Raw genomic sequence first — 23,160 nt, 5'->3', positions numbered from 1 at the left:
AATGGATCTCAAGCTCCTGAACGACCAAGGTCAGGCCGCGACTTTCAGCGCGCCCGACACGATCTTCGGCCGTGACTTCAACGAAGCGCTGATTCACCAGATCGTGGTGGCTTTCCAAGCCAACGCCCGTGCCGGCAACCGCGCTCAGAAGGATCGCTCGGAAGTCAAGCACTCGACCAAGAAGCCCTGGCGCCAGAAGGGTACCGGCCGCGCTCGCGCCGGTATGACCTCGTCGCCGCTGTGGCGTGGCGGTGGTCGGATTTTCCCGAACTCGCCGGAAGAGAACTTCAGCCAGAAGGTCAACAAGAAGATGTACCGCGCCGGGATCCGCTCGATCCTGTCGCAGCTGGCTCGCGAAGACCGCATCGCCGTCGTCGAATCGTTCGATCTGGAATCGCCCAAGACCAAGGCCGCCGCTGCAAAGCTGAAGAGCCTGGGCCTGGACTCGGTCCTGATCATCACCGACAACGTTGATGAAAATGTTTACCTCGCCACCCGCAACCTGCCGCACGTTGCCGTTGTCGAGCCCCGTTATGCCGATCCGTTGTCGCTGGTCCACTACAAGAAAGTGCTGATCACCAAGCCGGCCATCGCTCAACTCGAGGAGATGCTGGGATGAACGCTGAACGCTTGATGCAAGTCATTCTGGCTCCGATCGTGACCGAAAAGGCCACGTTCGTCGCTGAGAAGAATCAGCAAGTCGCTTTCCGTGTCGTGGCTGACGCTACCAAGCCGGAAATCAAGGCTGCCGTCGAACTGCTCTTCAAGGTGCAGGTCGAGTCCGTGCAGGTCCTCAACCGTAAGGGCAAAGTCAAGCGCTTTGGCCGATTCGTTGGCCGTCGTCGCGACGAGCGCAAGGCCTACGTTTCGCTCAAGGACGGCCAGGAAATCGACTTTGCGGAGGTGAAGTAAATGGCCCTCGTGAAAGTTAAGCCGACTTCGGCTGGCCGCCGTGGCATGGTGAAGGTCGTCAGCCCGAACCTGCACAAGGGCGAGCCCTACGCGCCGCTGCTGGAAAAGAAGACCCGTGGTTCGGGCCGTAACAACAACGGTCACATCACGATCCGCCACCGTGGCGGCGGTCACAAGCAACACTACCGTGTCGTCGACTTCCGTCGCGACAAGGATGGCATCCCCGCGAAGGTCGAGCGTCTGGAATACGACCCGAACCGTACGGCGCACATCGCTCTGCTGTGCTACGCCGACGGCGAGCGTCGCTACATCATCGCTCCGCGCGGCCTGGAAGTGGGCGCCACGCTGATCTCGGGCATCGAGGCCCCGATCCGCGCCGGCAACACGCTGCCGATCCGCAACATCCCGGTGGGTACGACGATTCACTGCGTCGAAATGCTGCCCGGCAAGGGTGCCCAGATGGTCCGTTCGGCCGGCGCTTCCGCCGTCCTGCTGGCCCGCGAAGGCACCTACGCTCAAGTGCGTCTGCGCTCGGGTGAAGTCCGCCGTGTGCACATCGAATGCCGTGCCACCATCGGTGAAGTCGGTAACGAAGAACACAGCCTGCGCCAAATCGGCAAGGCCGGTGCAATGCGTTGGCGCGGTGTCCGCCCGACGGTTCGTGGCGTGGCCATGAACCCGGTCGACCACCCGCACGGTGGCGGCGAAGGCCGTACCGGTGAAGCACGCGAACCGGTCAGCCCGTGGGGCACCCCGGCGAAGGGTTACAAGACCCGTCGCAACAAGCGGACGAACAATATGATCGTCCAACGGCGCAAGCGCAAGTAAGAGGCGAACACTATGTCACGTTCGATCAAGAAAGGCCCGTTTGTCGATGCTCACCTGATCAAAAAGGTGGACACGGCCGTCGCGGGCAAAGACAAGAAGCCGATCAAGACCTGGTCGCGTCGCTCGACGATCCTGCCCGAGTTCATCGGTCTGACGATCGCTGTGCACAACGGCAAGCAGCATGTTCCCGTTTACATCAACGAGAACATGGTCGGTCACAAGCTGGGCGAGTTCGCGCTGACCCGTACGTTCAAGGGTCACGCCGCGGACAAGAAGGCGAAGAGGTAAGCGATGGAAACTACTGCCATTATCCGTGGGGTTCACATCTCCGCTCAAAAGACGCGTCTGGTTGCGGATCTGATCCGCGGCCAGAAGGTCGGCCGTGCGCTCGAGATCCTCACCTTCTCGCCGAAGAAGGCCGCCGCCATCCTGAAGAAGGCTGTCGAGTCCGCCATCGCCAACGCCGAGCACAACGACGGCGCCGATATCGACGAACTGAAAGTCACCACGATCTTCGTGGACAAGGCTCAGTCGATGAAGCGCTTCTCCGCTCGCGCCAAGGGCCGCGGCAACCGTATCGAGAAGCAGACCTGCCACATCACGGTCAAGGTCGGAGCTTAAGGAGTCACGATGGGTCAGAAAATTCACCCCACTGGGTTCCGTCTCGCGGTCACCCGTAATTGGTCCTCGCGTTGGTTCGCCGACGACAAGGCCTTCGGCAGCATGCTGGCCGAAGACATCCGCGTCCGCGAGTACCTGAAGAAGAAGCTCAAGAGCGCCTCCGTTGGTCGCGTGATCATCGAGCGTCCCGCCAAGAATGCCCGCATCACCGTCTACTCGGCTCGTCCGGGCGTGGTGATCGGCAAGCGCGGCGAAGACATCGAAAGCCTGAAGGCTGATCTGCAGCGCCTGATGGGCGTGCCCGTGCACGTCAACATCGAAGAAATCCGCAAGCCGGAAACCGATGCTCAACTGATCGCCGACTCGATCTCGCAACAGCTCGAGAAGCGCATCATGTTCCGCCGCGCCATGAAGCGCGCGATGCAGAACGCCATGCGTCTGGGTGCCCAAGGCATCAAGATCATGAGCTCGGGCCGTCTGAACGGTATCGAAATTGCTCGTACCGAGTGGTATCGCGAAGGCCGTGTGCCGCTGCACACCCTCAAGGCCAACATCGACTACGGCACCTCCGAAGCCCACACCACGTACGGCGTGATCGGCATCAAGGTCTGGGTCTACAAGGGCGACATGCTGGCCAACGGCGAACTGCCGCCGGAAACCGCCGCCCCGCGTGAAGAAGAACGTCGTCCGCGCCGCGCTCCGCGTGGTGATCGTCCGGACGGTGCTCGCACCGGTCGTCCGGGTGGTCGTGGCCGTGGTCCCCGCAAGGCGGACGCTGCTCCGGCGCCTGAAGGAGAATAACCATGCTGCAACCCTCTCGCAGAAAGTATCGCAAAGAGCAGAAGGGCCGCAACACCGGTCTGGCGACCCGTGGCACCCACGTGTCGTTCGGCGAATTCGGTCTGAAGGCCACCGGCCGTGGCCGTCTGACCGCTCGCCAGATCGAAGCCGCTCGTCGTGCCATCAACCGTCACATCAAGCGCGGCGGCCGCATCTGGATTCGCATTTTCCCGGACAAGCCCATCTCGCAAAAGCCTGCCGAAGTCCGTATGGGTAACGGTAAGGGCAACCCGGAGTACTGGGTCGCCGAGATTCAGCCCGGCAAGGTGCTCTACGAAATGGAAGGGGTTAGCGAAGAGCTCGCGCGTGAAGCTTTCCGCCTGGCCGCTGCCAAGCTGCCGATTTCGACCACGTTCGTCGCGCGTCATATCGGTGCTTAAGGAGTACTAAGACATGAAAGCCAGCGAACTCCGTTCGAAAGACGCCGCCGAGCTCGGCAAAGAGCTCGAAAGCCTGCTGAAGGCGCAATTCGGTCTGCGTATGCAGAAGGCCACGCAGCAGCTTGCCAACACCAGCCAGCTGCGTAACGTGCGCCGCGACATCGCGCGCGTGCGTACCTTGCTGACCGAGAAGGCAGGGAAATAAAGATGAGCGAAACCCAAAACACCCAAGTGGCCAAGCGCCAGCGTACGCTGGTCGGCAAGGTCGTCAGCAACAAGATGGACAAGACTGTCGTCGTTCTGGTTGAGCGCCGCGTCAAGCACCCCATCTTCGGCAAGATCATCATGCGTTCCGCGAAGTACAAGGCGCACGATGAGTCGAACCAGTACAACGAAGGCGATACGGTTGAAATCGCTGAAGGCCGTCCCATCTCGCGCTCGAAGTCGTGGCGCGTGGTGCGTCTGGTTGAAGCCGCACGTATCATCTAAGTGAAGGTTTCGGAACGGTTCGCCGTTCTGAGGTAAAACGGCAAGGGTTCAGGCCCTTGCCGTTTTTTTTCGTCTTGCGGCTTTTCTTTGTTTCGGGAATCCGGGAACGTCATGCGCGCTTTCAGGAAAGCGATTTTGTTCGGATGGTTGATTGCCGCGGCATTGCCCGCCGTGGTCGCACGGGCGCAATCGGCGGAGTCCGGGCAGGGCCGCCCGGCAGCGCCAGCGACGGTTCCCGCCGTGGGGACCCAAGCCAGATCCCCGGGCGTGGTGGTGCCCAGCACCGATCCCGCCGCCATCGGCCGCAATGTGCTGAACGCGGGACCCGATCCGCGCGTACGCCTCGATGGCTTGTCGCGTGATCATGCCGCCATCTTCGGCACACAGGACGAAGATGAACAGGCACTGCTGGATAACGAACGCGCGCTGCAGGCGCAGCAAGAGCAACTGCACATTCTCGAGCGCCTGCTGACGCAGAAGCCGGCCGCCCAGGATCCGTTTCCACCGGCCACGATTCCCTTGAAACCCGGTACGCCCATGAATATGGCGCCCCTCGCGCCAACGCCGTCTGGCTCGCAATTGAGCGGCGGCGAGGCCCAGCGCGGCGTGGACCAGATGCAGCGGCGGGTCAATGAGATGCGACGCGGCGGCGAGGCCTTGAGACAAGCGCCGCGCTGAGCGCGGCATGACGTCGTAGGCAATCGACGTGTCCGGGCCGGAACGGGTTCAACGGCGCCTGGCCACTTCCCGCAACCGTCCGGCGACCCCGGTGGGAAAGTAATACACCGACAGCACGAACAGGATGCCCAGCCACAGCAGCCAGCGGTCCGGCTCGAACAGCAAGGCCAACGGCGCAATGCTGCCGACGGCATCGTGGATCACGTGCAGGCCGTCCTGCAGGTAGCTCTGTGCGAACACGAACAGGCTGGCGCCGATGACCGCGCCATACATCGTGCCCATGCCACCGATCACCACCATCAGCAGGATGTTCAGCATGATCTCGAACGACAGCGAGGTATCCGGGCCGTTGTAGCGCAGCCAGAGCGCATACAGCGCGCCGGCGAGCGTGGCGAATGCCGCCGCCAGCAGGTTCGAGAGGCTGCGGTACAGCACCGTGCGAAAGCCGATGGCTTCGGCGCGGAAGGGATTCTCGCGGATCGCCTGCAGCACGCGGCCGAACGGCGAATTGACGATGCGCAGCAACATCAGGAACAGCACGACGCAGGCCGCGGCAATGAGGTAGTAGGTGATGATGCGACCGTCGACGGTGACGCCGAACAGCGGCTCGGACAGGGGCCGGAAAGCTGGGCGCAATGCCTGCGGCACCTTGAAGTTCAGTCCGTCCTCGCCGCCGGTCAGGTCGGACAGCTGTGACACCAGCGTCTGGAACGCCGCCGCCACCGCCAGTGTGATCATGGCGTAGAAGATGGCGCGAACCCGCAGGCTGGCCAGGCCGATGATGAGCGCGAACACCAGCGATACCGCCAGGCCCGCGGCGGTGCCCGTCAGCACCGCCAGCCAGCCGGCCTCCATGCGCACGCTGGCGATGGCCACGCCGTAGGCGCCGATGCCAAAGAACATGGTGTGGGCGAAGCTGACGATGCCGGTGTAACCCAGCAGCAGGTCGTAGCTGGCGACCAGGATCACGAACACCAGGATCTTGGCCGCCACGGCCAGCGACTTGGGGCCGGGAAACAGGAAGGGCGCGGCGGCGAGCGTGAGGACGATGGCGACCAGCATGACCGCCAGCAGCGCGCTGCGCGGAGGATCGCCGGATAGCAGGCGGATGGGCATGGGGCGATTCCTAGCGATTCGTGACCGGGTACACGCCCTGCGGTCGCCACAGGAGGATGGCGACCATCAGCGCGATGTTCGAGAACAGCGCCGCCTTGGGCATCAGGAAACCGGTGTAGTTGGCCATCAACCCGACCAGCAGCGCGCCGATCAGGCAGCCCACGGTCGAGCCCAATCCGCCGATCATGATGACGATGAAGATCAGCACGTTCACCTGCGCGCCCAGTTGCGGCACGATGGACTGCTGGTACAGCCCCCACAGCACGCCGCCCAGGCCGGCCAGCATCGAGCCGGCCACGAACACGCCGACGAACAGATGGCGGATGCGGTAGCCCAGGCTTTCGACCATCTCGCGGTCCTCGACCCCGGCGCGGATCAACAGGCCGAGCTTGGTGCGGTTGAGCAGCCACAGCATGCCGCCCAGCACCGCCACGCCGACTGCCAGCGCGACGAGGCGGAATTTCTCGATGGCGGCGTCGCCGACCAGCAGCGCGCCGCGCAACGCGTCCGGCAACGGCAGCGACAGCGTTTGTGGCCCCCACAGCATCTTGATGATCTCTTCGCCGATGATCATGCCGCCCATGGTGATGAGGATCTGTTTGAGGTGCTGGCCATAGACCGGCCGCACGATCACGCGCTCGAACGCCACGCCCACCGCGCCGGCCACCAGCATGCCGACGATCATGGCGGGCAGCACCGCGGCCAGGTTCAGCCACAGGCTGCCGGACTGGGTCCAGTCGGACATCGCGCCGAGCACCGTGGCCGCCATGTAGGCGCCGATGGCAATGAACAGGCCGTGGCCGAAATTCAGCACGTCCATCAGGCCGAACACCAGCGTCATGCCGGAGGCCACGATGAAGATGATCATGCCCATCGCCAGCCCGGCGAAGGTCAGCGTCACCCAGGTCGAGAACGAACCGACCAGCGGCAGCGCGATGGCGGCCAGCGCCAGCACCAGCAGCACCGGGCGCAGGTCGGCGCGGGTCTGGGGCAGGGGTGTATCGATATCGGCGGCGCTCACTGATGCGCTCCCAGCGACAGGCCCAGTAGCCGGGTCTGCAACGCGTCGTCCTGCGCCAGCTCGGCCATGCCGCCGGCGTGCACCACGCGGCCGTTGTCCATGACGGCGACGTGGTCGCCCACCTGGCGCGCGAAATTGAAGTTCTGCTCCACCAGCAGGATGGTGGTGGAGGCCTGCTTGAGTTCGATGAAGGCGTCGATCATGTTCTGGATGATGGCGGGCGCCAGGCCCTTGCTGGGCTCGTCGACCAGCAGCAGGCGGCGCGGCTCGATGATGGCGCGTGCGACCGCCAGCATCTGCTTCTGGCCGCCTGACAGCTTGCCAGCGGGGTACAGCCAGAATTTGCGTAGCGCGGGGAAGAAGCCGAAGATCCATTCCAGCCGCGCGGTGTCCAGTTGGGCGGCGCTGCGCGCCTGGCGCGCGGCCAGCAGGATGTTCTCTTTCACCGACAGGTCGGCGAAGATGCCCATGTTCTCCGGCACGTAGGCGATGCCCTGGCGCGCCATGTCGGGCGGCGAGGTGCGCACGCCAGGGCCGCCGACCGCGGTGCCGTCAAAGCCGATGTGGCCCCGCGTCGCCTTCCACAGGCCCATGATGGTGCGCAGCGTGGTGGTCTTGCCGGCGCCGTTGCGGCCCAGCAGCATGGTGACGCCCGCGGCTGGCACCGCCAGGTCCACGCCGTGCAGGATGTGGTACGCGCCGATGTGCGTGTGCACGTCCTTCAGTTCCAGCAAGGTTGCCGCGATCATGTCGTCTTCTCCGGCAGAGGGGCGCCCAGGTAGGCCTGCTGCACGATCGGCGAGGCAATCACCTCGGCCGGCTCGCCGTCCGCCATCAACGCGCCGTTGTGCAGCACCACGATGCGGTCCGCCAGCTCGCGAACCACGTCCATCTTGTGTTCCACCAGCAGGATCGTCTTGGATGCGTCAGCCTTGATTTCGCGGATCAGGTCCAGCACCACGGGCACGTCGTCCACGCTCATGCCGGCGGTGGGCTCGTCGAACATGAACACCTGCGGCTCCAGCGCGATCAGCATGGCGATCTCGAGCTTGCGCTGGTCGCCGTGCGGCAGGTCGGCCGCCGCCTGGTCGCGGCGGGCCGTCAGGCGGGTGCGTTCGAGCAGTGCGTCGGCGCGCGCCAGCAGCGCGTGGTCATCGTCCCAGGTGCGCCAGAAGCGGATCTGGCGCCAGCCCAGGCCCTGCTGGCGCGACTGCAGCGCCAGCCGCACGTTCTCGCGCACCGTCAGGCGCGGGAACAGCTGCGTCAGCTGGAAGGCGCGTCCCAGGCCGGCGTGCATGCGCGCTGGCGCCGACAGCCCGGTCAGGTCGCGGCCATTCAGGTGCACCGAGCCGGCGCTGGCGCGCAGCTGTCCCGAGATCAGGTTGAAATAGGTGGTCTTGCCCGCGCCGTTGGGCCCGACGATGGCCGTCAGGCTGCCCGGCGCGAAGCGGCAGCTCACCGCGTTGACGGCCACGTGGCCGCCGAAGCGGATCGTGAGCGATTGGGTTTCCAGCATGAAGGCGCGGCTCAGCGTTTGTTCTGGATCGGCACCGCCATCTGGTCGGGCGTGATTTCCTTGACCAGGTCCTGCACCGCCCACGGCACCGAGGCGTCGTTCTTGATGCGGAAGTGGTACATCGACTGCATGGCCTGGTGGTCTTCCGGGCGGAAGGTCATCTTGCCCTTGGGCGTGTCGAAGCTCATGCCTTCCATGGTCTTGATGAGCGTGTCGGTGTCGCTCTTGCCGGCGCTCTTGTTCAGCGCGGTGACGATGGCGATGGCGGCGGACATGCCGCCGGCGGTGAAGAAGTCCGGCGGCTGGCCGTAGCGCTTCTGGTGCTCGGCCACCAGCCAGTCGTTGATCGGGTTCCTTGGGATGCCGTAGTAGTAATAGGTCGCGCCTTCCATGCCGGCCAGCGACTTGAGCGGCGTCATCGCGGCCAGCGTGTTGCCGCCGGTGGCGATCTCGATGCCGAAGCGCTTCGGATCCAGGTCGGCGATCTTGAACGGATTGCCGGCGCCGGCCCACAGGATGAAGATGATCTTGCGGCCCGGCTTGTCCTTGAGCGCGTCGAACAGGCGCTGCGCGCCGGCGGTGAAGTCGGTGGCGTTGGCCGGCAGGTATTCCTCGTGCACGATCCTGGCCTGCTTGAGCGCGCCCTTGAAGGCCTTGACGCCGTCGCGGCCGAACGCGTAGTCCTGCGCCAGCATGGCGATGGAGGTATCCGGCTGGTCGAAGGCGAGGGCGTTGGCGATGGCGTCCTGCGATGAATTGCGGCCGGTGCGGAAGATGTACTTGTTCCACTTGTCGCCGGTGATCGAATCGGCCACCGCCGGTTCCACCAACAGGATCTTCTCGTACTCCTCGGCGATCGGCAGCATGGCCAGCGCCACGCCCGATGAGGTCGGGCCCACCGCGATGTCGGCGTCGTCGTCGGCATAGGCCGAGGCGAGCTGGGCGCGGGCGACGTCGGGCTTGCCCTGGTTGTCCTTCTCGATCACGCGGATCTTGCGGCCGGCCACCGTCATGGTGCCTTGCGTGGCGTATTCCAGGCCCAGCATCAGGCCGTTGTGGGTCTGCTTGGCATAGGCCTCCAGCGGCCCGGTCTTGTCGTAGACGTGCGCCACGACGAAGTCCTTGGCCATGGCGGCGGAACTCAGGCACAGGCCGGCCAGCGTGGCGAGCAGGATGCGTTTCATGGGAGTCTCCTTGGTCTTAGAGGGCGCCGGCGGCTGCGGCGGCGGCCGGCGTGGCGAGAAACTGGCGGACGGCCTCGATCTGCGGCGCGACGTTCAGCGCCGGCGCGTGGCCGCAGCCCGGGAAGTCGATGCGCTGCGCGCGCGGGCCGCGGCGGGTCATGGCGTCGGCGACCTCGGGCAGCAGCAGGTCGGAATCGGCGCCGCGCAGCAGTAGCAGCGGCATGCGCAGCGTGTCGTATTCCGCCCAGCGTTCATAGTCCGCCGGGTGGTGGTGGAACTGGCCGACGATGGCCGGATCGTAGTGCGCCGTGACCCGGCCGTCGGGCAGGCGCCGCATCGAAGTCTCTGCCATGCGGCGCCATTGCTCGTCGCTCTGCCAGCCATATGGCTTGTAGGCGGCGCGCAGCCAGGTTTCCAGTGCGGTGACGGTGTCGAAGGCCGGCGGGTTGCCGGCATAGGCCAGGATGCGGTCAATCGCCGGCTGCGGCAGCGACGGCCCGATGTCATTGACCACCAGGTGCGAGATCCGATCCTTGAGCGTGGTGGCGGCGGCGTACATGCCGGTGGCGCCGCCCATCGAGGTGCCGACCCAGCGCACGCGGTCCAGCCCCAGGCCGTCGAGCAGGGCGCGCGCCAGCCGGGCGTAGAAATCCAGCCGGTACTCGGCCACCGGATCGGGACTCCATTGCGACAGGCCACGGCCGATCGTGTCCGGGCAGATGATGCGGTAGTCGCCGGCCAGCGCCTGCGCCAGCTCGTCGAAGTCGCGGCCGGTGCGGGCCAGGCCGTGCCACATGATGAGCGCGGGGGCGTCCGGACGGCCCCATTCGGTGTAATGCAGCTCGCGGCCCTCGCAGCGCAGATAGCGCGAAGCCGGCGTGTGGCGAGCGGCCTGTGCGGGCGCGTTGGCCATGGGTCTCCTCCCGGGTGGTCCAGGTTGTATGCTTGTGGCGCTGACTATAGACTTGCGCCAGGCGCGGCCACAATGCGCCGGACCGCCCGCGGCAGGGTGAGTCAAGAATATGTAGACGCAGGGTCACGAGCACCCCGACCCCCGCGAACCAGGAGACCGCGCCATGCCCGATACGGAATTCGCCACTTCGGCCATCGCCGGCGCCGATCGGTACGAGCAATGGCGCGCGGCGCTGTCGGACGCCTTCGGGCCGTTCGAGGTGCATCACGGCCAGGCCGGCCAGTTCGCCGGCCACGTGCGCTACGTGCGACGCGCCAGCCTGCAATTCAACGACCTGCATTACCAGGGACAGAAGCTCGAACGCACCGCCGGCAACGTCTCGCGGCTGGACCAGGAGTTCTACACCTTCGGCCTGCCGTTGGCAGGGCCGCTGGCCGTGGTGCAGCAGGGGCGCGAATTCCAGGTCGAGCCCGGTTGCGTCTATCTGATGAACCAGAGCCTGCCGTACCAGGCCACCGCGCTCGGCGCCGGCGGCTATCGCAGCCTGAGCGTGTCGTTTCCGCGCAGCGCGTTGTCGCAGCGGGATTCGCGCATCGGTCCCTTCTACAAGTTGCGCGTCGACGACGGCTCGCCACGCGGCGCGATGCTGGCCAGCTACATGGATCATCTGTTCAAGGGATTGGACGGCTGGTCGCCGGCCGAGACAGCGGAGCTGGGCGAACGGCTGATCGATCTGATCGTGCTGTTCCTGGTGCAGCCGGGGCAGGGGCACGCCTCGGAAGCGGACAGCAGTGTGACGCTGGCGCACCGCCAGCGGGTGCTCGCATACATCCGTCAGCACCTGGCGGATCCGGCGCTGTCCCCGGCACGGGTGGCGCAAGGCTGCGGCGTGTCCGTGGCCTATCTGCATCGCATCATGCGCGGGGGCGGCATGTCGGTCGAATCGTTCATCTTTGACGAGCGGCTGGAGCGCTGCCGGGTTCTACTGCTGGATCCGCGCCATCGGCATCGCGGTATCGCCGAGCTGGCCTATCAGGTCGGGTTTTCGCATCCGGCCCATTTCAGCCGCTTGTTCAAGCGACGCTTCGGCGTATCCGCGCGCGAGTTGCGCGCGCGGACGTAGCGGGGGCGTCAGTCGGCTGCCGCGAGCGCGGTATCCAGATCGTCGATGATTGCGGCAGGGCTCTCGAAACCCACTCCCAGCCGGATCAGACCTGGCGGCAGCCCGGAGGCCGCCAACTGTTCCGGTGTCATCATGCCGGCCCACATCGCCGCCGGATGCACCACCAGCGTCGAGAACGACCCGAAGCTTGCCGAACGATGGGCCAGCGCAAGCGCGCCCACGACTCGCTCGGCCTGAGCCATGCCTCCAGCCACCTCGAAACTGAGAACGCCGCCGTGACCGCTCATCTGCGTTTGTGCCAGCGCCCGCTGCGGGTGGCTTTCCAGGCCGGGGTAGTGAACCGCGCAGACCGACGCGTGTGCTTCCAGGTGCCGCGCCACCTTCAGCGCCGTTTCATTCTGGCGCGCGACCCGCATGGGCAGCGTACGCAGGCCCCGCAGCACCAGCCAGGCCGCGAACGGGTCCAGCGTGGCGCCGAGCAGGTAAGCCTTTTCCCAGACGGCCTTGATGCGCCTCTCGTCTCCAACGAGCACGCCTGCCGACACGTCGCCGTGGCCGCACAGGTATTTGGTGGCGCTGTGCATGACGAGGTCGATGCCGAATTCAAGGGGGCGCTGGTTGATGGGCGACGCGATCGTATTGTCCACCAGCGTCGTGATGCCGCGTGCCCGCGCGATTTCCGCCAGCCGCGCCAGGTCGGTCAGTCGCAGCATTGGATTGGACGGGCTTTCCAGCATGAAAAGGCGGGTATTGGGCCGCACGGCCGCCGCGAACCCGGCCACGTCCGCCTGGTCCACGAAAGTCACGTCGATTCCCAGCTGCGGGGCGATGTTCTGCAATAGTCCTGTGGTGCCACCGTATAGCACGCGCTGCGCGACCACATGGTCGCCCCGCGCCGCGAACGCGAAGAGCGCCGCTGTGATGGCGCCCATGCCCGAGGCGGTCGCCAGCGCGCACTCGCCGCCTTCCAGGTCGGCCACCGCGGACTCGAACGCGCGGGTCGTCGGGTTGCCGTAGCGTGTATAGAATCCCGAATGCAGGGGCCGCGTCGCCATGTCGAGGAAGACGCTGGCCTCGTCCGTGGCGAAGCTGGCCGTCTGGTACAGCGGCGGGGCCACGGGATACGAACTTTCCGGCGGCGAAACGGCCGCCTGCGCCAAGCGGGTGTAGGAGTCGGAGTAGGGAGACATCGTCAATGACCTCGTCGGGTGATTTCAGGTCCTACGATCTTAGTGACGGCAACGCAGCTGTCTTGTCTGATCCTGCTGCGGTCGAGGGTGGCAGCCTCTATGCCGGCCTGCGCGACGGTGTGCGCGTGTGGCGCCTGGACGGCTGCGGCGCCGTGGCGACCGCGGCGCGTTTCGTGCGGCACGCGTTCCGGCCGCATACCCACGATACGTTCATGTTCGGTCTCATCGAACGTGGCGCCAAGACGTTCCAGCGCGAACGGGCCACGTATCTCGCCGCGCCGTATTCGGTATCGGTGGTCAATCCCGGCGACCTGCACACTGGGCAGCGGGCGGCCGGGGAAGAACTGCGATACCGCGCGCTGTACGTGCCGGCGCAGACCCTGTCGGATGCGGTCGGCATGGCGACGGCCGTCGGGTTCCAGTCGGGCGTGATCGAGGATGCCGGCGTTTTTCGCGCGATGGTGCATGCACATGACGCGCTGGTAGGCGGCGGAACGCGCCTGGCCCGGGACAGCCTGGTCCTGGGCGCGCTGGGCTTGCTGGCGTCGCGCCATGGCGGCGTGGCCACCGGCGACCGGACGGGCGCCGCCCGGCCCGAGATCGGGCGGGCAAGGGCATTGATCGAGGATCGCTATGCCGACGCGCTGTCGATCGCTTCGATCGCGCAGGAGGTCGCGCTGAGTCCATACCATCTGATGCGGCAATTCCGCAGGCAGGTGGGGATGCCCATGCATGCGTATCAGCTGCAGGTCCGGATAGAGCGCGCGCGGCATCTCCTGGCCAGGGGGGAGGCGCCTGCCCACGTGGCGTTGAGCGTCGGCTTCGCGGACCAGGCCCACTTTTCGAAACGGTTCAAGAGTCTGGTTGGCGCATCGCCCGCCTCGTACCAACGCGACGTGCGTCGCGATCTGTCGGGCCGTTGAGAAGGCGCGAGGCAAGAAAAAGGGCTCCCCTTGGGGAGCCCGTTCATCATCGCCGTATGGCGGTCAAATGTGCGTGATGAATTTCGTCACCAGGTAGCCGTCGAAGGTTTCGAGGCCGCCTTCGCTGCCGATGCCGCTGTCCTTGATGCCGCCGAACGGCGTCTCGGCCAGCGCGCTGCCGAAATGGTTGATGTTGACCATGCCGGCTTCCAGGCCGTTGGAGACCTTGGTGGCGGTTTGCAGCGAATTGGTGAAGACGTAGGAAGACAGGCCGAACGGCAGGCTGTTGGCGCGCGCCAGCACTTCATCGGTGTCGGTGAAGCGGACCACCGGCGCCACCGGGCCGAAGGGCTCTTCGGTCATCAGCATGGAGTTGTCGGGCAGGTCGGTCACCACCGTGGGGGCAAAGAAGAAGCCCTTGCGGTCCAGCGGGCCGCCGCCGACCACCACCTTGCCGCCATGCTTCTTGGCGTCGTCGATGAAGGCGCTCATGGCGGGCACGCGGCGCTCGTGCGCCAGCGGGCCCATGTCGGTGCCGGCTTCCAGGCCGTCGCCGACCTTGATGTTCTTGAGCACGTCGGAGAAACGCGCCAGGAATTGCTCGTAGGCGCCGTTCTGCACGTAGAAGCGGGTCGGCGAGACGCACACCTGGCCGGCGTTGCGGACCTTGAACTTGGCCAGCATGGTCGCGGCGCGATCGATGTCGGCGTCGTCGAACACCAGCACCGGCGAATGGCCGCCCAGTTCCATGGTGACGCGCTTCATGTGCGCGCCGGCCAGCGCGGCCAGCTGCTTGCCCACCGGCACGGAACCGGTGAACGACACCTTGCGCACGATCGGCGAACGGATCAGGTAGTCGGAAATCTTGGCCGGTTCGCCCCAGACGATGTTCAGGCAGCCCTTGGGCAGGCCGGCGTCGTGAAACATGCGGGCGATCGCCATGACGGCGCTGGGCGAGTCTTCCGGACCCTTCAGCACTACCGTGCAGCCGGCGCCGAGGGCGGCGGCGATCTTGCGGATGGCCTGGTTGTAAGGGAAGTTCCAGGGCGTGAAGGCGGCGCAGACGCCGATCGGCTCGCGCACCACGATCTGGCGCACGTCCGGGTTGCGCGGCGGGATCACGCGGCCGTAGATGCGGCGGCATTCCTCGGCGTGCCAGTCGGCGTGCTCGGCGCAGGAGGTGACTTCGCCGATGGCCTCGGCCAGCGGCTTGCCCTGGTCCAGCGTCATGTTGCGGCCGATTTCCTTGGCGCGCTCGCGCGACAGGGTGGCGACCTTGCGCAGGATGGCCGAACGATCCATGGGAGAAGACTTCTTCCAGGATTCGAACGCGCGCTGGGCGGCGGCTAGCGCACGGTCCAGATCCGCTTCGGTGGCGTGAGGCAGCTGGCCGAGCACTTCCAGCGTGGCCGGGTTGATGACGTCCTGGGTGCGCCTGCCCTCGCCGGCGACGAATTCGCCGTCGATATACAGCGCCAACTGTTCATACATGCCTGTCTTTCCTTGCGAAATAGGAGTGGGTAGCGATCGCAATCGCCCATGCCAGTCTAAACCAGCTTGTCCGCCACGGGGAGGGCCAATCTCCGCCGGCGCCTAGGAGCCAATGGCGGGCACTTGCACGCGCGGGGGCGCGTGGACAAAATGGTGCATCTTTGGCTGTCTATATAGATCCCTATTGTGCAACCCGTCGATACGCGTCCGCCCAGCCAGCCCAGTGCCTATTCCCGCTTCTTCTTCCGTTTCATCGACTGGCTGCGCCACCGCATCGCGCAGGCGTCCCTCGTGGGCGACCATCCCATCTTCCGGAACGACCAGTTCCCGTGGGTGGCGCGCCTGGAGGCGCAGGCGCCGGCCATCCGCGCCGAACTGATGGCATTGCTGGCCGAGCGCGAGCGGCTGCCTTTCCTTCCATGAACTGTCCCCGGATGTCGGGATGATCACTTCCGACGACCAGTGGAAGACTTTCGTCTTCATGGGCTACGGCCTGCGCTCGGACCGCAACCTGGCGCGCTGCCCGGCCACCGCCCGGGCGCTGCGCGAGATTCCGGGCCTGCGCACCGCCTTCTATTCGATCCTGGAGCCGGGCAAGCGCATTCCCCTGCACACCGGCCCCTACAATGGGGTGCTGCGCCTGCACCTGGGCCTCGTGGTGCCCGAGCCGGCCGAGCGCTGCTGGATCGAGGTGGGCGGCGAGCGCTACCACTGGAAGGAGGGCGAGGCCGTGGTGTTCGACGACCTCTATCCGCACCAGGTGCATAACGACACGGACGGCACCCGCGCGGTGCTGTTCATCGACTTCGAGCGTCCCTGTCGGGCGCCGATCCGTTGGCTGAACCGGCTGGTGCTGATGGCGGCGCCCTTCACCGACGAGATCCGGCGCGGCAAGGCCAACCACGACGCCTGGGAACGCAACTACTATCGGAATAAAACGGGGTCGGATTAAGCGGACCTACCGAACCGCGGCCAAGTGGCAGTTGTCCACAGGCACTGTCGTGTATTTGCTCTCTCTTTCACAAAGGGCTTGCGCTCAAAATCTAACCAGGATAGAATGGTCAGCTTTCCCAGATTGTCGATTGGCCTGGAACTAGCCGGGCCAACGTGTTGGGGGAATACCCGCAGGATTTCAACCCAGGGTCGTTGCGTTGCCACCAGCTGATGGTTTCAGGGCGAAAGCTCAAGACCAGCCAGCAACAAAGCAGGGCGGCTGACCTGACGGGACCAAAACTGGCAGGAATTGCAGTGTTCCCTTTTTTGGGGAAAACCGTATTTCCAGTTAAGTTGGAACAGGAAAAATCATGATCCAAATGCAGACCACGCTGGACGTGGCCGATAACACTGGTGCGCGTCATGTCATGTGCATTAAGGTGCTCGGTGGCTCCAAGCGCCGTTATGCCGGTATCGGCGACATCATCAAGGTGAGCGTCAAAGATGCGGCTCCGCGCGGACGCGTCAAGAAAGGCGAAATTTACAATGCCGTGGTGGTTCGTACCGCCAAGGGCGTGCGCCGTAAGGACGGTTCGCTGATTCGTTTCGGTGGCAATGCCGCCGTGTTGCTCAATGCCAAGCTGGAGCCCATCGGCACCCGCATCTTCGGACCCGTTACGCGTGAACTGCGTACCGAGAAGTTCATGAAGATCGTGTCGCTGGCCCCGGAAGTGCTGTAAGGAGCCCTACGATGAACAACATTCGTAAAGGCGACGAAGTCATCGTCCTGACCGGCCGCGACAAGAAGCGTCGCGGTACCGTGCTGGCGCGCGTCGATGCCGACCACGTCCTGGTCGAAGGCGTCAACGTCGTCAAGAAGCACGTGAAAGCCAACCCGATGGCCAACAACCCGGGTGGCATCGTCGAAAAGACCATGCCGATCCACATCTCGAATGTGGCGCTCTTCAACCCCGCCACCGGTCGTGGCGACCGCGTCGGCGTGCAAGAAGTCGAAGGCCGCAAGGTTCGCGTGTTCCGTTCCAATGGTGCCGTTGTCGGCGCCAAGGCGTAAGGGGCGATAGACATGTCTCGTTTGCAAGATTTCTACAAGAGCAAGGTCGCTGGCGACCTGCAGGCCAAGTTCGGCTACAAGAGCGCCATGGAAGTGCCGCGCATCACCAAGATCACCCTGAACATGGGTGTCTCGGAAGCCGTCGCCGACAAGAAGGTCATCGAGCACGCTGTCTCGGACCTGACCAAGATCGCTGGCCAAAAGCCTGTCGTGACCAAGACCAAGAAGGCTATCGCCGGTTTCAAGATCCGCGAAAACTACCCGATCGGTTGCATGGTCACGCTGCGTGGTCAACGCATGTACGAATTCCTGGATCGCCTGGTGGCGGTTGCGCTGCCTCGCGTGCGCGACTTCCGCGGCATCTCGGGTCGTGCTTTCGACGGCCGTGGCAACTACAACATCGGGGTGAAAGAGCAGATCATTTTCCCCGAAATCGAGTACGACAAGATCGACGCGCTGCGTGGGCTGAACATCAGCATCACCACCACCGCGAAGACCGACGAAGAAGCCAAGGCGCTGTTGACGGCCTTCAGCTTCCCGTTCCGTAACTAAGGGGCTGATGACGTGGCTAAACTTTCCCTCATCAATCGCGACATCAAGCGCGCCAAGCTGGCTGACAAGTTCGCCGCCAAGCGCGCTGAGTTGAAGTCGATCATCGACGACCAGTCGAAGACCGACGAAGAACGTTACCAAGCTCGGCTCAAGCTGCAACAGCTGCCGCGCAATGCCAACCCGACGCGTCAACGTAACCGTTGCGTGGTCACCGGTCGTCCGCGCGGTGTGTTCCGCAAGTTCGGCCTGACGCGCCACAAACTGCGTGAAATGGCGATGAAGGGTGAAATCCCCGGCATCACCAAGGCCAGCTGGTAGGAGAAAGAATATGAGCATGAGCGATCCCATCGCCGATATGCTGACCCGCATTCGCAATGCGCAGCAAGTGGACAAAGTTACGGTGAGCATGCCCTCCTCGAAGCTGAAGGCGGCCATTGCCGCCGTGCTGAAGGACGAAGGCTACATCGACAGCTTTGAAATCAAGGGCACCCAGGCCAAGCCTGAGCTCGAGATCACCCTGAAGTACTACGCTGGTCGTCCGGTCATCGAGCGCATCGAACGCGTTTCGCGCCCCGGTCTGCGTATCTACAAGGGCCGTACCAGCATTCCTCAGGTCATGAACGGCCTGGGCGTGGCTATCGTGTCGACCTCGCGCGGCGTCATGACCGACCGTAAGGCTCGCGCCAACGGCGTCGGCGGCGAAGTGCTGTGCTACGTGGCCTAAGGAGAAATTCGAATGTCACGTATCGCTAAGTATCCGGTCGACCTGCCCAAGGGTGTCGAAGCCGACATCAAGCAGGATCAGATCACCGTCAAGGGCCCGCTGGGTTCCCTGACCCAGGCCCTGACTGGCGACGTCACGGTTCAGTTGGACAACGGCAAGCTGACGTTTGTCGCCGCCAACGAAACCCGTCACGCCAACGCCATGTCGGGTACCGTGCGCGCGCTGGTGGCCAACATGGTCAACGGCGTGAGCAAGGGTTTCGAGCGCAAGCTGAACCTGGTTGGCGTGGGTTACCGCGCCTCGGTTCAAGGCGACGCCGTTAAGCTGCAGCTCGGTTTCTCGCACGACGTTTTGCACAAGTTGCCGGCCGGCATCAAGGCCGAATGCCCCACCCAGACGGAAATCGTCATCAAGGGCTCCAACAAGCAAGTCGTCGGCCAGGTGGCCGCTGAAATCCGCGCGTACCGCGAACCCGAACCCTACAAGGGCAAGGGCGTGCGTTACTCGGACGAACGCGTCGTCATCAAAGAAACCAAGAAGAAATAACGGCGCACGCAAGGACGAATCATGGACAAAAAAGTTTCCCGTTTGCGTCGTGCGGTTCCGACCCGCCGGAAGATCAACGAGCTGCGCGTTCATCGCCTCTCGGTTTTCCGCTCGAACCAGCACATCTACGCCAATATCATTTCGCCGGAAGGCGATCGCGTTCTGGTCAGCGCCTCGACGGTGGAAGCCGAAGTGCGCGCCCAGCTGGCTGGCCAGACCGGCCAAGGTGGCAACAAGGCCGCCGCTTCGCTGGTTGGCAAGCGCGTGGCCGAAAAGGCCAAGGCTGCCGGTATCGAACTGGTCGCTTTCGATCGCTCGGGCTTTCGTTACCATGGCCGCGTGAAAGCGCTGGCCGACGCCGCGCGTGAAGCCGGCCTGAAGTTCTAAGCGAGGATCTGTCAAATGGCTAAAGTACAAGGCAAGAACGCCGCGGAAAAAGAGAACGATGACGGCCTCCGCGAAAAGATGATCGCGGTCAACCGCGTGAGCAAAGTGGTCAAGGGTGGTCGCACCATGAGCTTTGCCGCGCTGACCGTGGTTGGCGATGGCGATGGCCGCGTCGGTATGGGCAAGGGCAAGGCGCGTGAAGTGCCGGTGTCGGTTCAGAAGGCTATGGAACAGGCCCGTCGCGGCATGTTCAAGGTGGCCCTGAAGAACGGCACGCTGCACCACACCGTGGTCGGCAAGCATGGCGCCGCCACCGTGCTGATTTCGCCCGCTGCTGAAGGTACCGGCGTCATCGCCGGCGGCCCGATGCGCGCTATTTTCGAAGTGATGGGTGTGCGTAACGTGGTTGCCAAGAGCCTGGGCTCGAGCAACCCCTACAACATGGTTCGCGCCACGTTGAATGGCCTGCGCGCCTCCCTGACCCCGGCGGATGTTGCTGCCAAGCGCGGCAAGACCGTCGAAGAGATCCTGGGGTAAATCATGGCTCAGAAGCAGATCAAAGTGACCCTCGTGCGCTCCGTGATCGGTACCAAGCAATCGCACCGTGACACGGTTCGCGGTCTGGGCTTGGGCCGTATCAACAGCAGCCGCGTGCTGGTCGATACGCCCGAGGTGCGTGGGATGATCCGTAAGGTGGATTATCTCGTTTCCGTCTCGGAAGCCTAAGGAATCACCATGTCGGATATGCAACTTAATACGCTGAAGCCCGCCGAGGGCAGCAAGCACGCCAAGCGCCGCGTCGGCCGTGGCATCGGTTCGGGTCTGGGTAAGACCGCCGGCCGTGGTCACAAGGGTCAGAAGTCGCGCTCGGGCGGTTTCCATAAGGTTGGCTTCGAAGGCGGTCAAATGCCGCTGCAGCGTCGCCTGCCCAAGCGTGGCTTCACCCCGCTGGGTCAGCACCTGTACGCCGAAGTCCGTCTGTCGGACCTGCAAGCCGTGCCCGTCGACGAAATCGACGTGCAAGTGCTGAAGGCGGCTGGCGTGATTGGCCAGGCGGTTCGTTACGCCAAGGTCATCAAGTCGGGTGAACTCTCGCGCAAGGTCGTGCTCAAGGGCATTACCGCGACGGCTGGCGCTCGCGCCGCCATCGAAGCCGCGGGCGGCTCGCTTGCTTGATCACGAGGTGACGAGTGGCTAACGCGCAGGCATTGGGTAAAACCGGAACGCGGTACGGCGACCTCAAGCGCCGCCTCGTGTTCCTGGTGCTCGCCCTGGTGGTTTACCGTTTGGGTACACACATCCCCGTTCCGGGTATCAACCCGGACGCGCTGGCGGACCTGTTCCGCCAGAACCAGGGCGGGATCCTGGGCCTGTTCAACATGTTCTCGGGCGGGGCGCTCTCGCGCTTCTCGATTTTTGCCCTGGGGATCATGCCGTACATTTCGGCATCCATCATCATGCAGTTGATGTCGGTGGTGGTGCCGTCGCTGGAAGCGCTCAAGAAAGAGGGCGAGGCCGGTCGTCGGAAGATTACCCAATACACCCGCTATGGCACGGTCGTGCTGGCGCTGGTGCAGGCTGTGGGCATTTCGGTGGCGCTTGAGTCCCAGCAGGGACTGGTGATCGATCCGGGCATGCTGTTTCGCTTCACGACCGTCGTGACCCTGGTCACCGGCACCATGTTCGTCATGTGGCTGGGTGAGCAGATCACGGAACGCGGTCTCGGCAACGGGATTTCCATCCTGATCTTCGCAGGTATCGTGGCGGGTCTGCCCGCGGCGCTGGCTGCATTGTTGGACCTGGTCCGCACCAACGCGATGTCCGTGCTGTCGGCACTGTTCATCGTGGCTCTGGTGGTGCTGGTTACCGCTTTTGTGGTGTTCGTGGAACGCGGACAGCGCAAGATCACGGTGAACTACGCCAAGCGTCAGGTCGGCAACAAGGTCTACGGTGGTCAGAGCTCGCACCTGCCGCTGAAGCTGAACATGGCCGGGGTGATTCCGCCGATCTTCGCGTCGTCGATCATCCTGTTCCCGGCAACGATCACGAGCTGGTTCTCCAGCAGTGAGAACATGCGTTGGCTCAGCGACCTGGCCGCGGCCCTGTCGCCTCGTCAACCGCTCTACATCACGCTGTACTCGGTCGCGATCATTTTCTTCTGCTTTTTCTACACGGCTCTGGTGTTCAACAGCCGCGAAACGGCGGACAACCTGAAGAAGAGTGGTGCGTTTGTTCCGGGCATCCGTCCGGGCGAACAAACGGCGCGCTACATCGACAAGATCCTGATGCGTTTGACGCTCGCAGGTGCCATCTACATCACGTTGGTGTGCCTGTTGCCGGAATTCTTGGTGATGCGCTGGAACGTTCCCTTCTACTTCGGTGGTACGTCTCTGTTGATTATTGTGGTGGTGACGATGGATTTCATGGCGCAGGTCCAGGCCTACATGATGTCTCACCAGTACGACTCGCTGCTCAAGAAGGCGAACTTCAAGGGCGCGGGTTTGCCGATGCGGTAAGAGAAAATGCCCAAGGACGAAGTCATTCCGATGGAAGGCGAGGTTCTTGAGAACCTCCCGAACGCGACATTTCGCGTCAAGCTTGAAAGCGGCCACGTGGTGTTGGGCCATATTTCCGGCAAGATGCGTATGCATTACATCCGGATCCTGCCGGGTGACAAGGTCAAAGTGGAGCTCACGCCCTATGACCTGACGCGAGCCAGGATAGTTTTCCGCTCCAAATGAGCGGAACCGGATTACGGAAAATTAGGAGTCAACCATGAAAGTAATGGCATCGGTTAAGCGGATCTGCCGCAACTGCAAAGTTATCAAACGTCACGGCGTGGTGCGCGTTATCTGCACCGACCCGCGTCACAAGCAGCGTCAAGGCTAACTCGGGTTAGCGACTACGCAACGGATTTATTCAAGGAACAGTCATGGCCCGTATTGCTGGCATTAACATTCCGCCGCATCAGCACGCCGAGATCGGCCTGACCGCCATTTTTGGCATCGGTCGTACGCGCGCTCGCAAGATCTGCGAAGCGGCTAACGTCCCGTTTGACAAAAAGGTCAAGGATCTGAGCGACGCTGAGCTGGAACGCGTCCGTGAACACGTTGGTGTGTTCACGGTCGAAGGTGACCTGCGTCGTGAAGTGCAGCTCTCGATCAAGCGTTTGATCGACCTGGGAACCTACCGCGGCATGCGCCACAAGCGCGGCCTGCCCGTGCGCGGCCAGCGCACTCGCACCAACGCTCGCACCCGCAAGGGCCCGCGTCGTGCTGCTGCGTCCCTGAAGAAATAATCGAGGAACTGGATTATGGCGAAAGCTTCCACCAGCGGCGCTTCGCGCGTGCGCAAAAAGGTCAAGAAGAACGTCTCGGACGGCATCGCGCACGTTCACGCTTCGTTCAACAACACCATCATCACCATCACCGACCGTCAGGGCAACGCTTTGTCGTGGGCCACGTCGGGCGGTGCCGGCTTCAAGGGTTCGCGCAAGTCGACTCCGTTCGCCGCGCAGGTTGCCGCCGAAACGGCTGGCCGCGTTGCGCTGGAATACGGCATCAAGACGCTGGAAGTGCGTATCAAGGGCCCCGGCCCCGGCCGTGAATCGTCGGTCCGCGCGCTGAACGCGCTGGGCATCAAGATCTCGTCCATCGCCGACATCACGCCCGTTCCGCACAACGGCTGCCGTCCGCCGAAGCGTCGTCGTATCTAAAGGGAA

37 protein-coding genes are annotated in these 23,160 nt (G+C 64.0%); 29 read left to right on the top strand and 8 right to left on the bottom strand.

Annotation, left to right across the window (positions count from 1 at the left end):
• The first annotated feature begins 1 nt into the window (after position 1).
• From rplD to ACUTAG_RS14160, 10 genes are all read left to right on the top strand, one after another.
• Positions 2-619 (top strand): 50S ribosomal protein L4, encoded by a 618-nt coding sequence (gene rplD / locus ACUTAG_RS14205; protein WP_006389605.1) that lies wholly within the window; start codon positions 2-4, stop codon positions 617-619.
• A complete protein-coding gene (gene rplW, locus ACUTAG_RS14200; protein WP_006389606.1) occupies positions 616-912 on the top strand; it encodes a 50S ribosomal protein L23 in 297 nt (98 codons plus the stop codon). Before rplD ends, rplW begins: the two co-directional genes overlap by 4 nt.
• On the top strand, positions 913-1,740 hold the full coding sequence (rplB, locus tag ACUTAG_RS14195) for a 50S ribosomal protein L2 (RefSeq protein WP_006389607.1): 828 nt from the start codon (positions 913-915) through the stop codon (positions 1,738-1,740).
• Positions 1,741-1,752: 12 nt separating this feature from the next.
• Complete coding sequence (gene rpsS / locus ACUTAG_RS14190; RefSeq protein WP_006216555.1) at positions 1,753-2,028, top strand: 30S ribosomal protein S19; 276 nt, start codon at positions 1,753-1,755, stop codon at positions 2,026-2,028.
• A 3-nt stretch (positions 2,029-2,031) separates the two neighbouring features.
• Entirely contained in the window at positions 2,032-2,361 is a 330-nt protein-coding gene (gene rplV, locus ACUTAG_RS14185) for a 50S ribosomal protein L22 (protein ID WP_006389608.1), read from the top strand.
• A 9-nt stretch (positions 2,362-2,370) separates the two neighbouring features.
• A complete protein-coding gene (gene rpsC, locus ACUTAG_RS14180) occupies positions 2,371-3,162 on the top strand; it encodes a 30S ribosomal protein S3 (protein ID WP_006389609.1) in 792 nt (263 codons plus the stop codon).
• Positions 3,163-3,164: 2 nt separating this feature from the next.
• On the top strand, positions 3,165-3,581 hold the full coding sequence (rplP, locus tag ACUTAG_RS14175) for a 50S ribosomal protein L16 (protein WP_006389610.1): 417 nt from the start codon (positions 3,165-3,167) through the stop codon (positions 3,579-3,581).
• Positions 3,582-3,594: 13 nt separating this feature from the next.
• On the top strand, positions 3,595-3,786 hold the full coding sequence (gene rpmC, locus ACUTAG_RS14170) for a 50S ribosomal protein L29 (RefSeq protein ID WP_003806912.1): 192 nt from the start codon (positions 3,595-3,597) through the stop codon (positions 3,784-3,786).
• Positions 3,787-3,788: 2 nt separating this feature from the next.
• Positions 3,789-4,070 carry a 30S ribosomal protein S17 gene (gene rpsQ, locus ACUTAG_RS14165; protein ID WP_006216549.1) on the top strand — a complete coding sequence of 94 codons (282 nt, stop codon included), beginning with the start codon at positions 3,789-3,791 and terminating at the stop codon, positions 4,068-4,070.
• A 111-nt stretch (positions 4,071-4,181) separates the two neighbouring features.
• Positions 4,182-4,748, top strand: coding sequence for a hypothetical protein (locus ACUTAG_RS14160; protein ID WP_238866060.1), 567 nt, complete (start codon positions 4,182-4,184; stop codon positions 4,746-4,748).
• A 48-nt stretch (positions 4,749-4,796) separates the two neighbouring features.
• Here the strand turns inward: ACUTAG_RS14160 and ACUTAG_RS14155 are convergent, their stop codons facing one another.
• From ACUTAG_RS14155 to ACUTAG_RS14130, 6 genes are read right to left on the bottom strand one after another with little or no spacing between them, the layout of a single operon-like run.
• On the bottom strand, positions 4,797-5,864 hold the full coding sequence (locus ACUTAG_RS14155) for a branched-chain amino acid ABC transporter permease (RefSeq protein WP_187378282.1): 1,068 nt from the start codon (positions 5,862-5,864) through the stop codon (positions 4,797-4,799).
• A 10-nt stretch (positions 5,865-5,874) separates the two neighbouring features.
• Positions 5,875-6,885, bottom strand: a complete 1,011-nt coding sequence (locus tag ACUTAG_RS14150; RefSeq protein WP_054507837.1) for a branched-chain amino acid ABC transporter permease — start codon at positions 6,883-6,885, stop codon at positions 5,875-5,877.
• Positions 6,882-7,634 (bottom strand): ABC transporter ATP-binding protein, encoded by a 753-nt coding sequence (locus ACUTAG_RS14145; protein ID WP_006389614.1) that lies wholly within the window; start codon positions 7,632-7,634, stop codon positions 6,882-6,884. The genes ACUTAG_RS14150 and ACUTAG_RS14145 overlap by 4 nt, the downstream gene beginning before the upstream one ends.
• Complete coding sequence (locus tag ACUTAG_RS14140; protein WP_148317474.1) at positions 7,631-8,401, bottom strand: ABC transporter ATP-binding protein; 771 nt, start codon at positions 8,399-8,401, stop codon at positions 7,631-7,633. The genes ACUTAG_RS14145 and ACUTAG_RS14140 overlap by 4 nt, the downstream gene beginning before the upstream one ends.
• Positions 8,402-8,412: 11 nt before the next feature.
• Entirely contained in the window at positions 8,413-9,585 is a 1,173-nt protein-coding gene (locus ACUTAG_RS14135; RefSeq protein ID WP_076468052.1) for a substrate-binding domain-containing protein, read from the bottom strand.
• A gap of 16 nt (positions 9,586-9,601) precedes the next feature.
• Positions 9,602-10,498 (bottom strand): alpha/beta fold hydrolase, encoded by an 897-nt coding sequence (locus ACUTAG_RS14130; protein WP_076468054.1) that lies wholly within the window; start codon positions 10,496-10,498, stop codon positions 9,602-9,604.
• Between the two features lie 163 nt (positions 10,499-10,661).
• On the opposite strand from ACUTAG_RS14130, the gene ACUTAG_RS14125 reads away from it, so the two are divergent.
• Positions 10,662-11,621, top strand: coding sequence for an AraC-like ligand-binding domain-containing protein (locus tag ACUTAG_RS14125; protein WP_006389618.1), 960 nt, complete (start codon positions 10,662-10,664; stop codon positions 11,619-11,621).
• Between the two features lie 8 nt (positions 11,622-11,629).
• Here the strand turns inward: ACUTAG_RS14125 and ACUTAG_RS14120 are convergent, their stop codons facing one another.
• Positions 11,630-12,811, bottom strand: a complete 1,182-nt coding sequence (locus ACUTAG_RS14120; RefSeq protein WP_047993110.1) for a trans-sulfuration enzyme family protein — start codon at positions 12,809-12,811, stop codon at positions 11,630-11,632.
• A gap of 5 nt (positions 12,812-12,816) precedes the next feature.
• On the opposite strand from ACUTAG_RS14120, the gene ACUTAG_RS14115 reads away from it, so the two are divergent.
• Positions 12,817-13,734, top strand: a complete 918-nt coding sequence (locus tag ACUTAG_RS14115; RefSeq protein ID WP_197541479.1) for an AraC family transcriptional regulator — start codon at positions 12,817-12,819, stop codon at positions 13,732-13,734.
• Between the two features lie 63 nt (positions 13,735-13,797).
• Here the strand turns inward: ACUTAG_RS14115 and ACUTAG_RS14110 are convergent, their stop codons facing one another.
• Positions 13,798-15,225: an NAD-dependent succinate-semialdehyde dehydrogenase gene (locus ACUTAG_RS14110; RefSeq protein WP_006389621.1), complete on the bottom strand. Its 1,428-nt coding sequence runs from the start codon at positions 15,223-15,225 to the stop codon at positions 13,798-13,800.
• 186 nt (positions 15,226-15,411) lie between these two features.
• Here ACUTAG_RS14110 and ACUTAG_RS14105 point away from each other — a divergent pair, with 186 nt between their 5' ends.
• From ACUTAG_RS14105 to rpsK, 17 genes are all read left to right on the top strand, one after another.
• Complete coding sequence (locus tag ACUTAG_RS14105) at positions 15,412-15,648, top strand: hypothetical protein (protein ID WP_446650220.1); 237 nt, start codon at positions 15,412-15,414, stop codon at positions 15,646-15,648.
• A 19-nt stretch (positions 15,649-15,667) separates the two neighbouring features.
• The gene (locus ACUTAG_RS14100) at positions 15,668-16,177 is read left to right on the top strand and encodes an aspartyl/asparaginyl beta-hydroxylase domain-containing protein (protein ID WP_446650219.1); all 510 of its coding nucleotides are present in this window, start codon (positions 15,668-15,670) and stop codon (positions 16,175-16,177) included.
• A gap of 352 nt (positions 16,178-16,529) precedes the next feature.
• On the top strand, positions 16,530-16,898 hold the full coding sequence (rplN, locus tag ACUTAG_RS14095; protein WP_006216531.1) for a 50S ribosomal protein L14: 369 nt from the start codon (positions 16,530-16,532) through the stop codon (positions 16,896-16,898).
• An 11-nt stretch (positions 16,899-16,909) separates the two neighbouring features.
• Positions 16,910-17,230, top strand: a complete 321-nt coding sequence (gene rplX, locus ACUTAG_RS14090; RefSeq protein WP_006389623.1) for a 50S ribosomal protein L24 — start codon at positions 16,910-16,912, stop codon at positions 17,228-17,230.
• Between the two features lie 12 nt (positions 17,231-17,242).
• Positions 17,243-17,782 carry a 50S ribosomal protein L5 gene (gene rplE, locus ACUTAG_RS14085; protein WP_006389624.1) on the top strand — a complete coding sequence of 180 codons (540 nt, stop codon included), beginning with the start codon at positions 17,243-17,245 and terminating at the stop codon, positions 17,780-17,782.
• A gap of 12 nt (positions 17,783-17,794) precedes the next feature.
• Entirely contained in the window at positions 17,795-18,100 is a 306-nt protein-coding gene (gene rpsN / locus ACUTAG_RS14080) for a 30S ribosomal protein S14 (RefSeq protein WP_006227037.1), read from the top strand.
• A gap of 10 nt (positions 18,101-18,110) precedes the next feature.
• Positions 18,111-18,506 carry a 30S ribosomal protein S8 gene (gene rpsH / locus ACUTAG_RS14075; protein ID WP_006216525.1) on the top strand — a complete coding sequence of 132 codons (396 nt, stop codon included), beginning with the start codon at positions 18,111-18,113 and terminating at the stop codon, positions 18,504-18,506.
• Between the two features lie 12 nt (positions 18,507-18,518).
• Positions 18,519-19,052, top strand: coding sequence for a 50S ribosomal protein L6 (gene rplF / locus ACUTAG_RS14070; RefSeq protein WP_006389626.1), 534 nt, complete (start codon positions 18,519-18,521; stop codon positions 19,050-19,052).
• Between the two features lie 21 nt (positions 19,053-19,073).
• Positions 19,074-19,439 (top strand): 50S ribosomal protein L18, encoded by a 366-nt coding sequence (gene rplR, locus ACUTAG_RS14065; RefSeq protein WP_006389627.1) that lies wholly within the window; start codon positions 19,074-19,076, stop codon positions 19,437-19,439.
• A 15-nt stretch (positions 19,440-19,454) separates the two neighbouring features.
• A complete protein-coding gene (gene rpsE / locus ACUTAG_RS14060; RefSeq protein ID WP_006389628.1) occupies positions 19,455-19,976 on the top strand; it encodes a 30S ribosomal protein S5 in 522 nt (173 codons plus the stop codon).
• Between the two features lie 3 nt (positions 19,977-19,979).
• Positions 19,980-20,165, top strand: coding sequence for a 50S ribosomal protein L30 (rpmD, locus tag ACUTAG_RS14055; RefSeq protein WP_006216520.1), 186 nt, complete (start codon positions 19,980-19,982; stop codon positions 20,163-20,165).
• A 9-nt stretch (positions 20,166-20,174) separates the two neighbouring features.
• Positions 20,175-20,615: a 50S ribosomal protein L15 gene (gene rplO, locus ACUTAG_RS14050; RefSeq protein ID WP_020925824.1), complete on the top strand. Its 441-nt coding sequence runs from the start codon at positions 20,175-20,177 to the stop codon at positions 20,613-20,615.
• Between the two features lie 14 nt (positions 20,616-20,629).
• The gene (secY, locus tag ACUTAG_RS14045) at positions 20,630-21,955 is read left to right on the top strand and encodes a preprotein translocase subunit SecY (protein ID WP_006389630.1); all 1,326 of its coding nucleotides are present in this window, start codon (positions 20,630-20,632) and stop codon (positions 21,953-21,955) included.
• Positions 21,956-21,961: 6 nt separating this feature from the next.
• Entirely contained in the window at positions 21,962-22,180 is a 219-nt protein-coding gene (gene infA, locus ACUTAG_RS14040; RefSeq protein WP_006389631.1) for a translation initiation factor IF-1, read from the top strand.
• Positions 22,181-22,214: 34 nt separating this feature from the next.
• Complete coding sequence (rpmJ, locus tag ACUTAG_RS14035; RefSeq protein ID WP_003806928.1) at positions 22,215-22,328, top strand: 50S ribosomal protein L36; 114 nt, start codon at positions 22,215-22,217, stop codon at positions 22,326-22,328.
• Positions 22,329-22,371: 43 nt separating this feature from the next.
• Positions 22,372-22,737: a 30S ribosomal protein S13 gene (gene rpsM, locus ACUTAG_RS14030; RefSeq protein WP_006389632.1), complete on the top strand. Its 366-nt coding sequence runs from the start codon at positions 22,372-22,374 to the stop codon at positions 22,735-22,737.
• Between the two features lie 15 nt (positions 22,738-22,752).
• Positions 22,753-23,154, top strand: a complete 402-nt coding sequence (gene rpsK, locus ACUTAG_RS14025) for a 30S ribosomal protein S11 (protein WP_006216516.1) — start codon at positions 22,753-22,755, stop codon at positions 23,152-23,154.
• The last annotated feature ends 6 nt before the right edge of the window (positions 23,155-23,160 follow it).

The organism is Achromobacter sp. CSND-B12 (assembly GCF_052906545.1).
The sequence above is the reverse complement of the archived record's forward strand: the minus strand, read 5'-3'. Positions and strand labels throughout refer to the sequence as shown.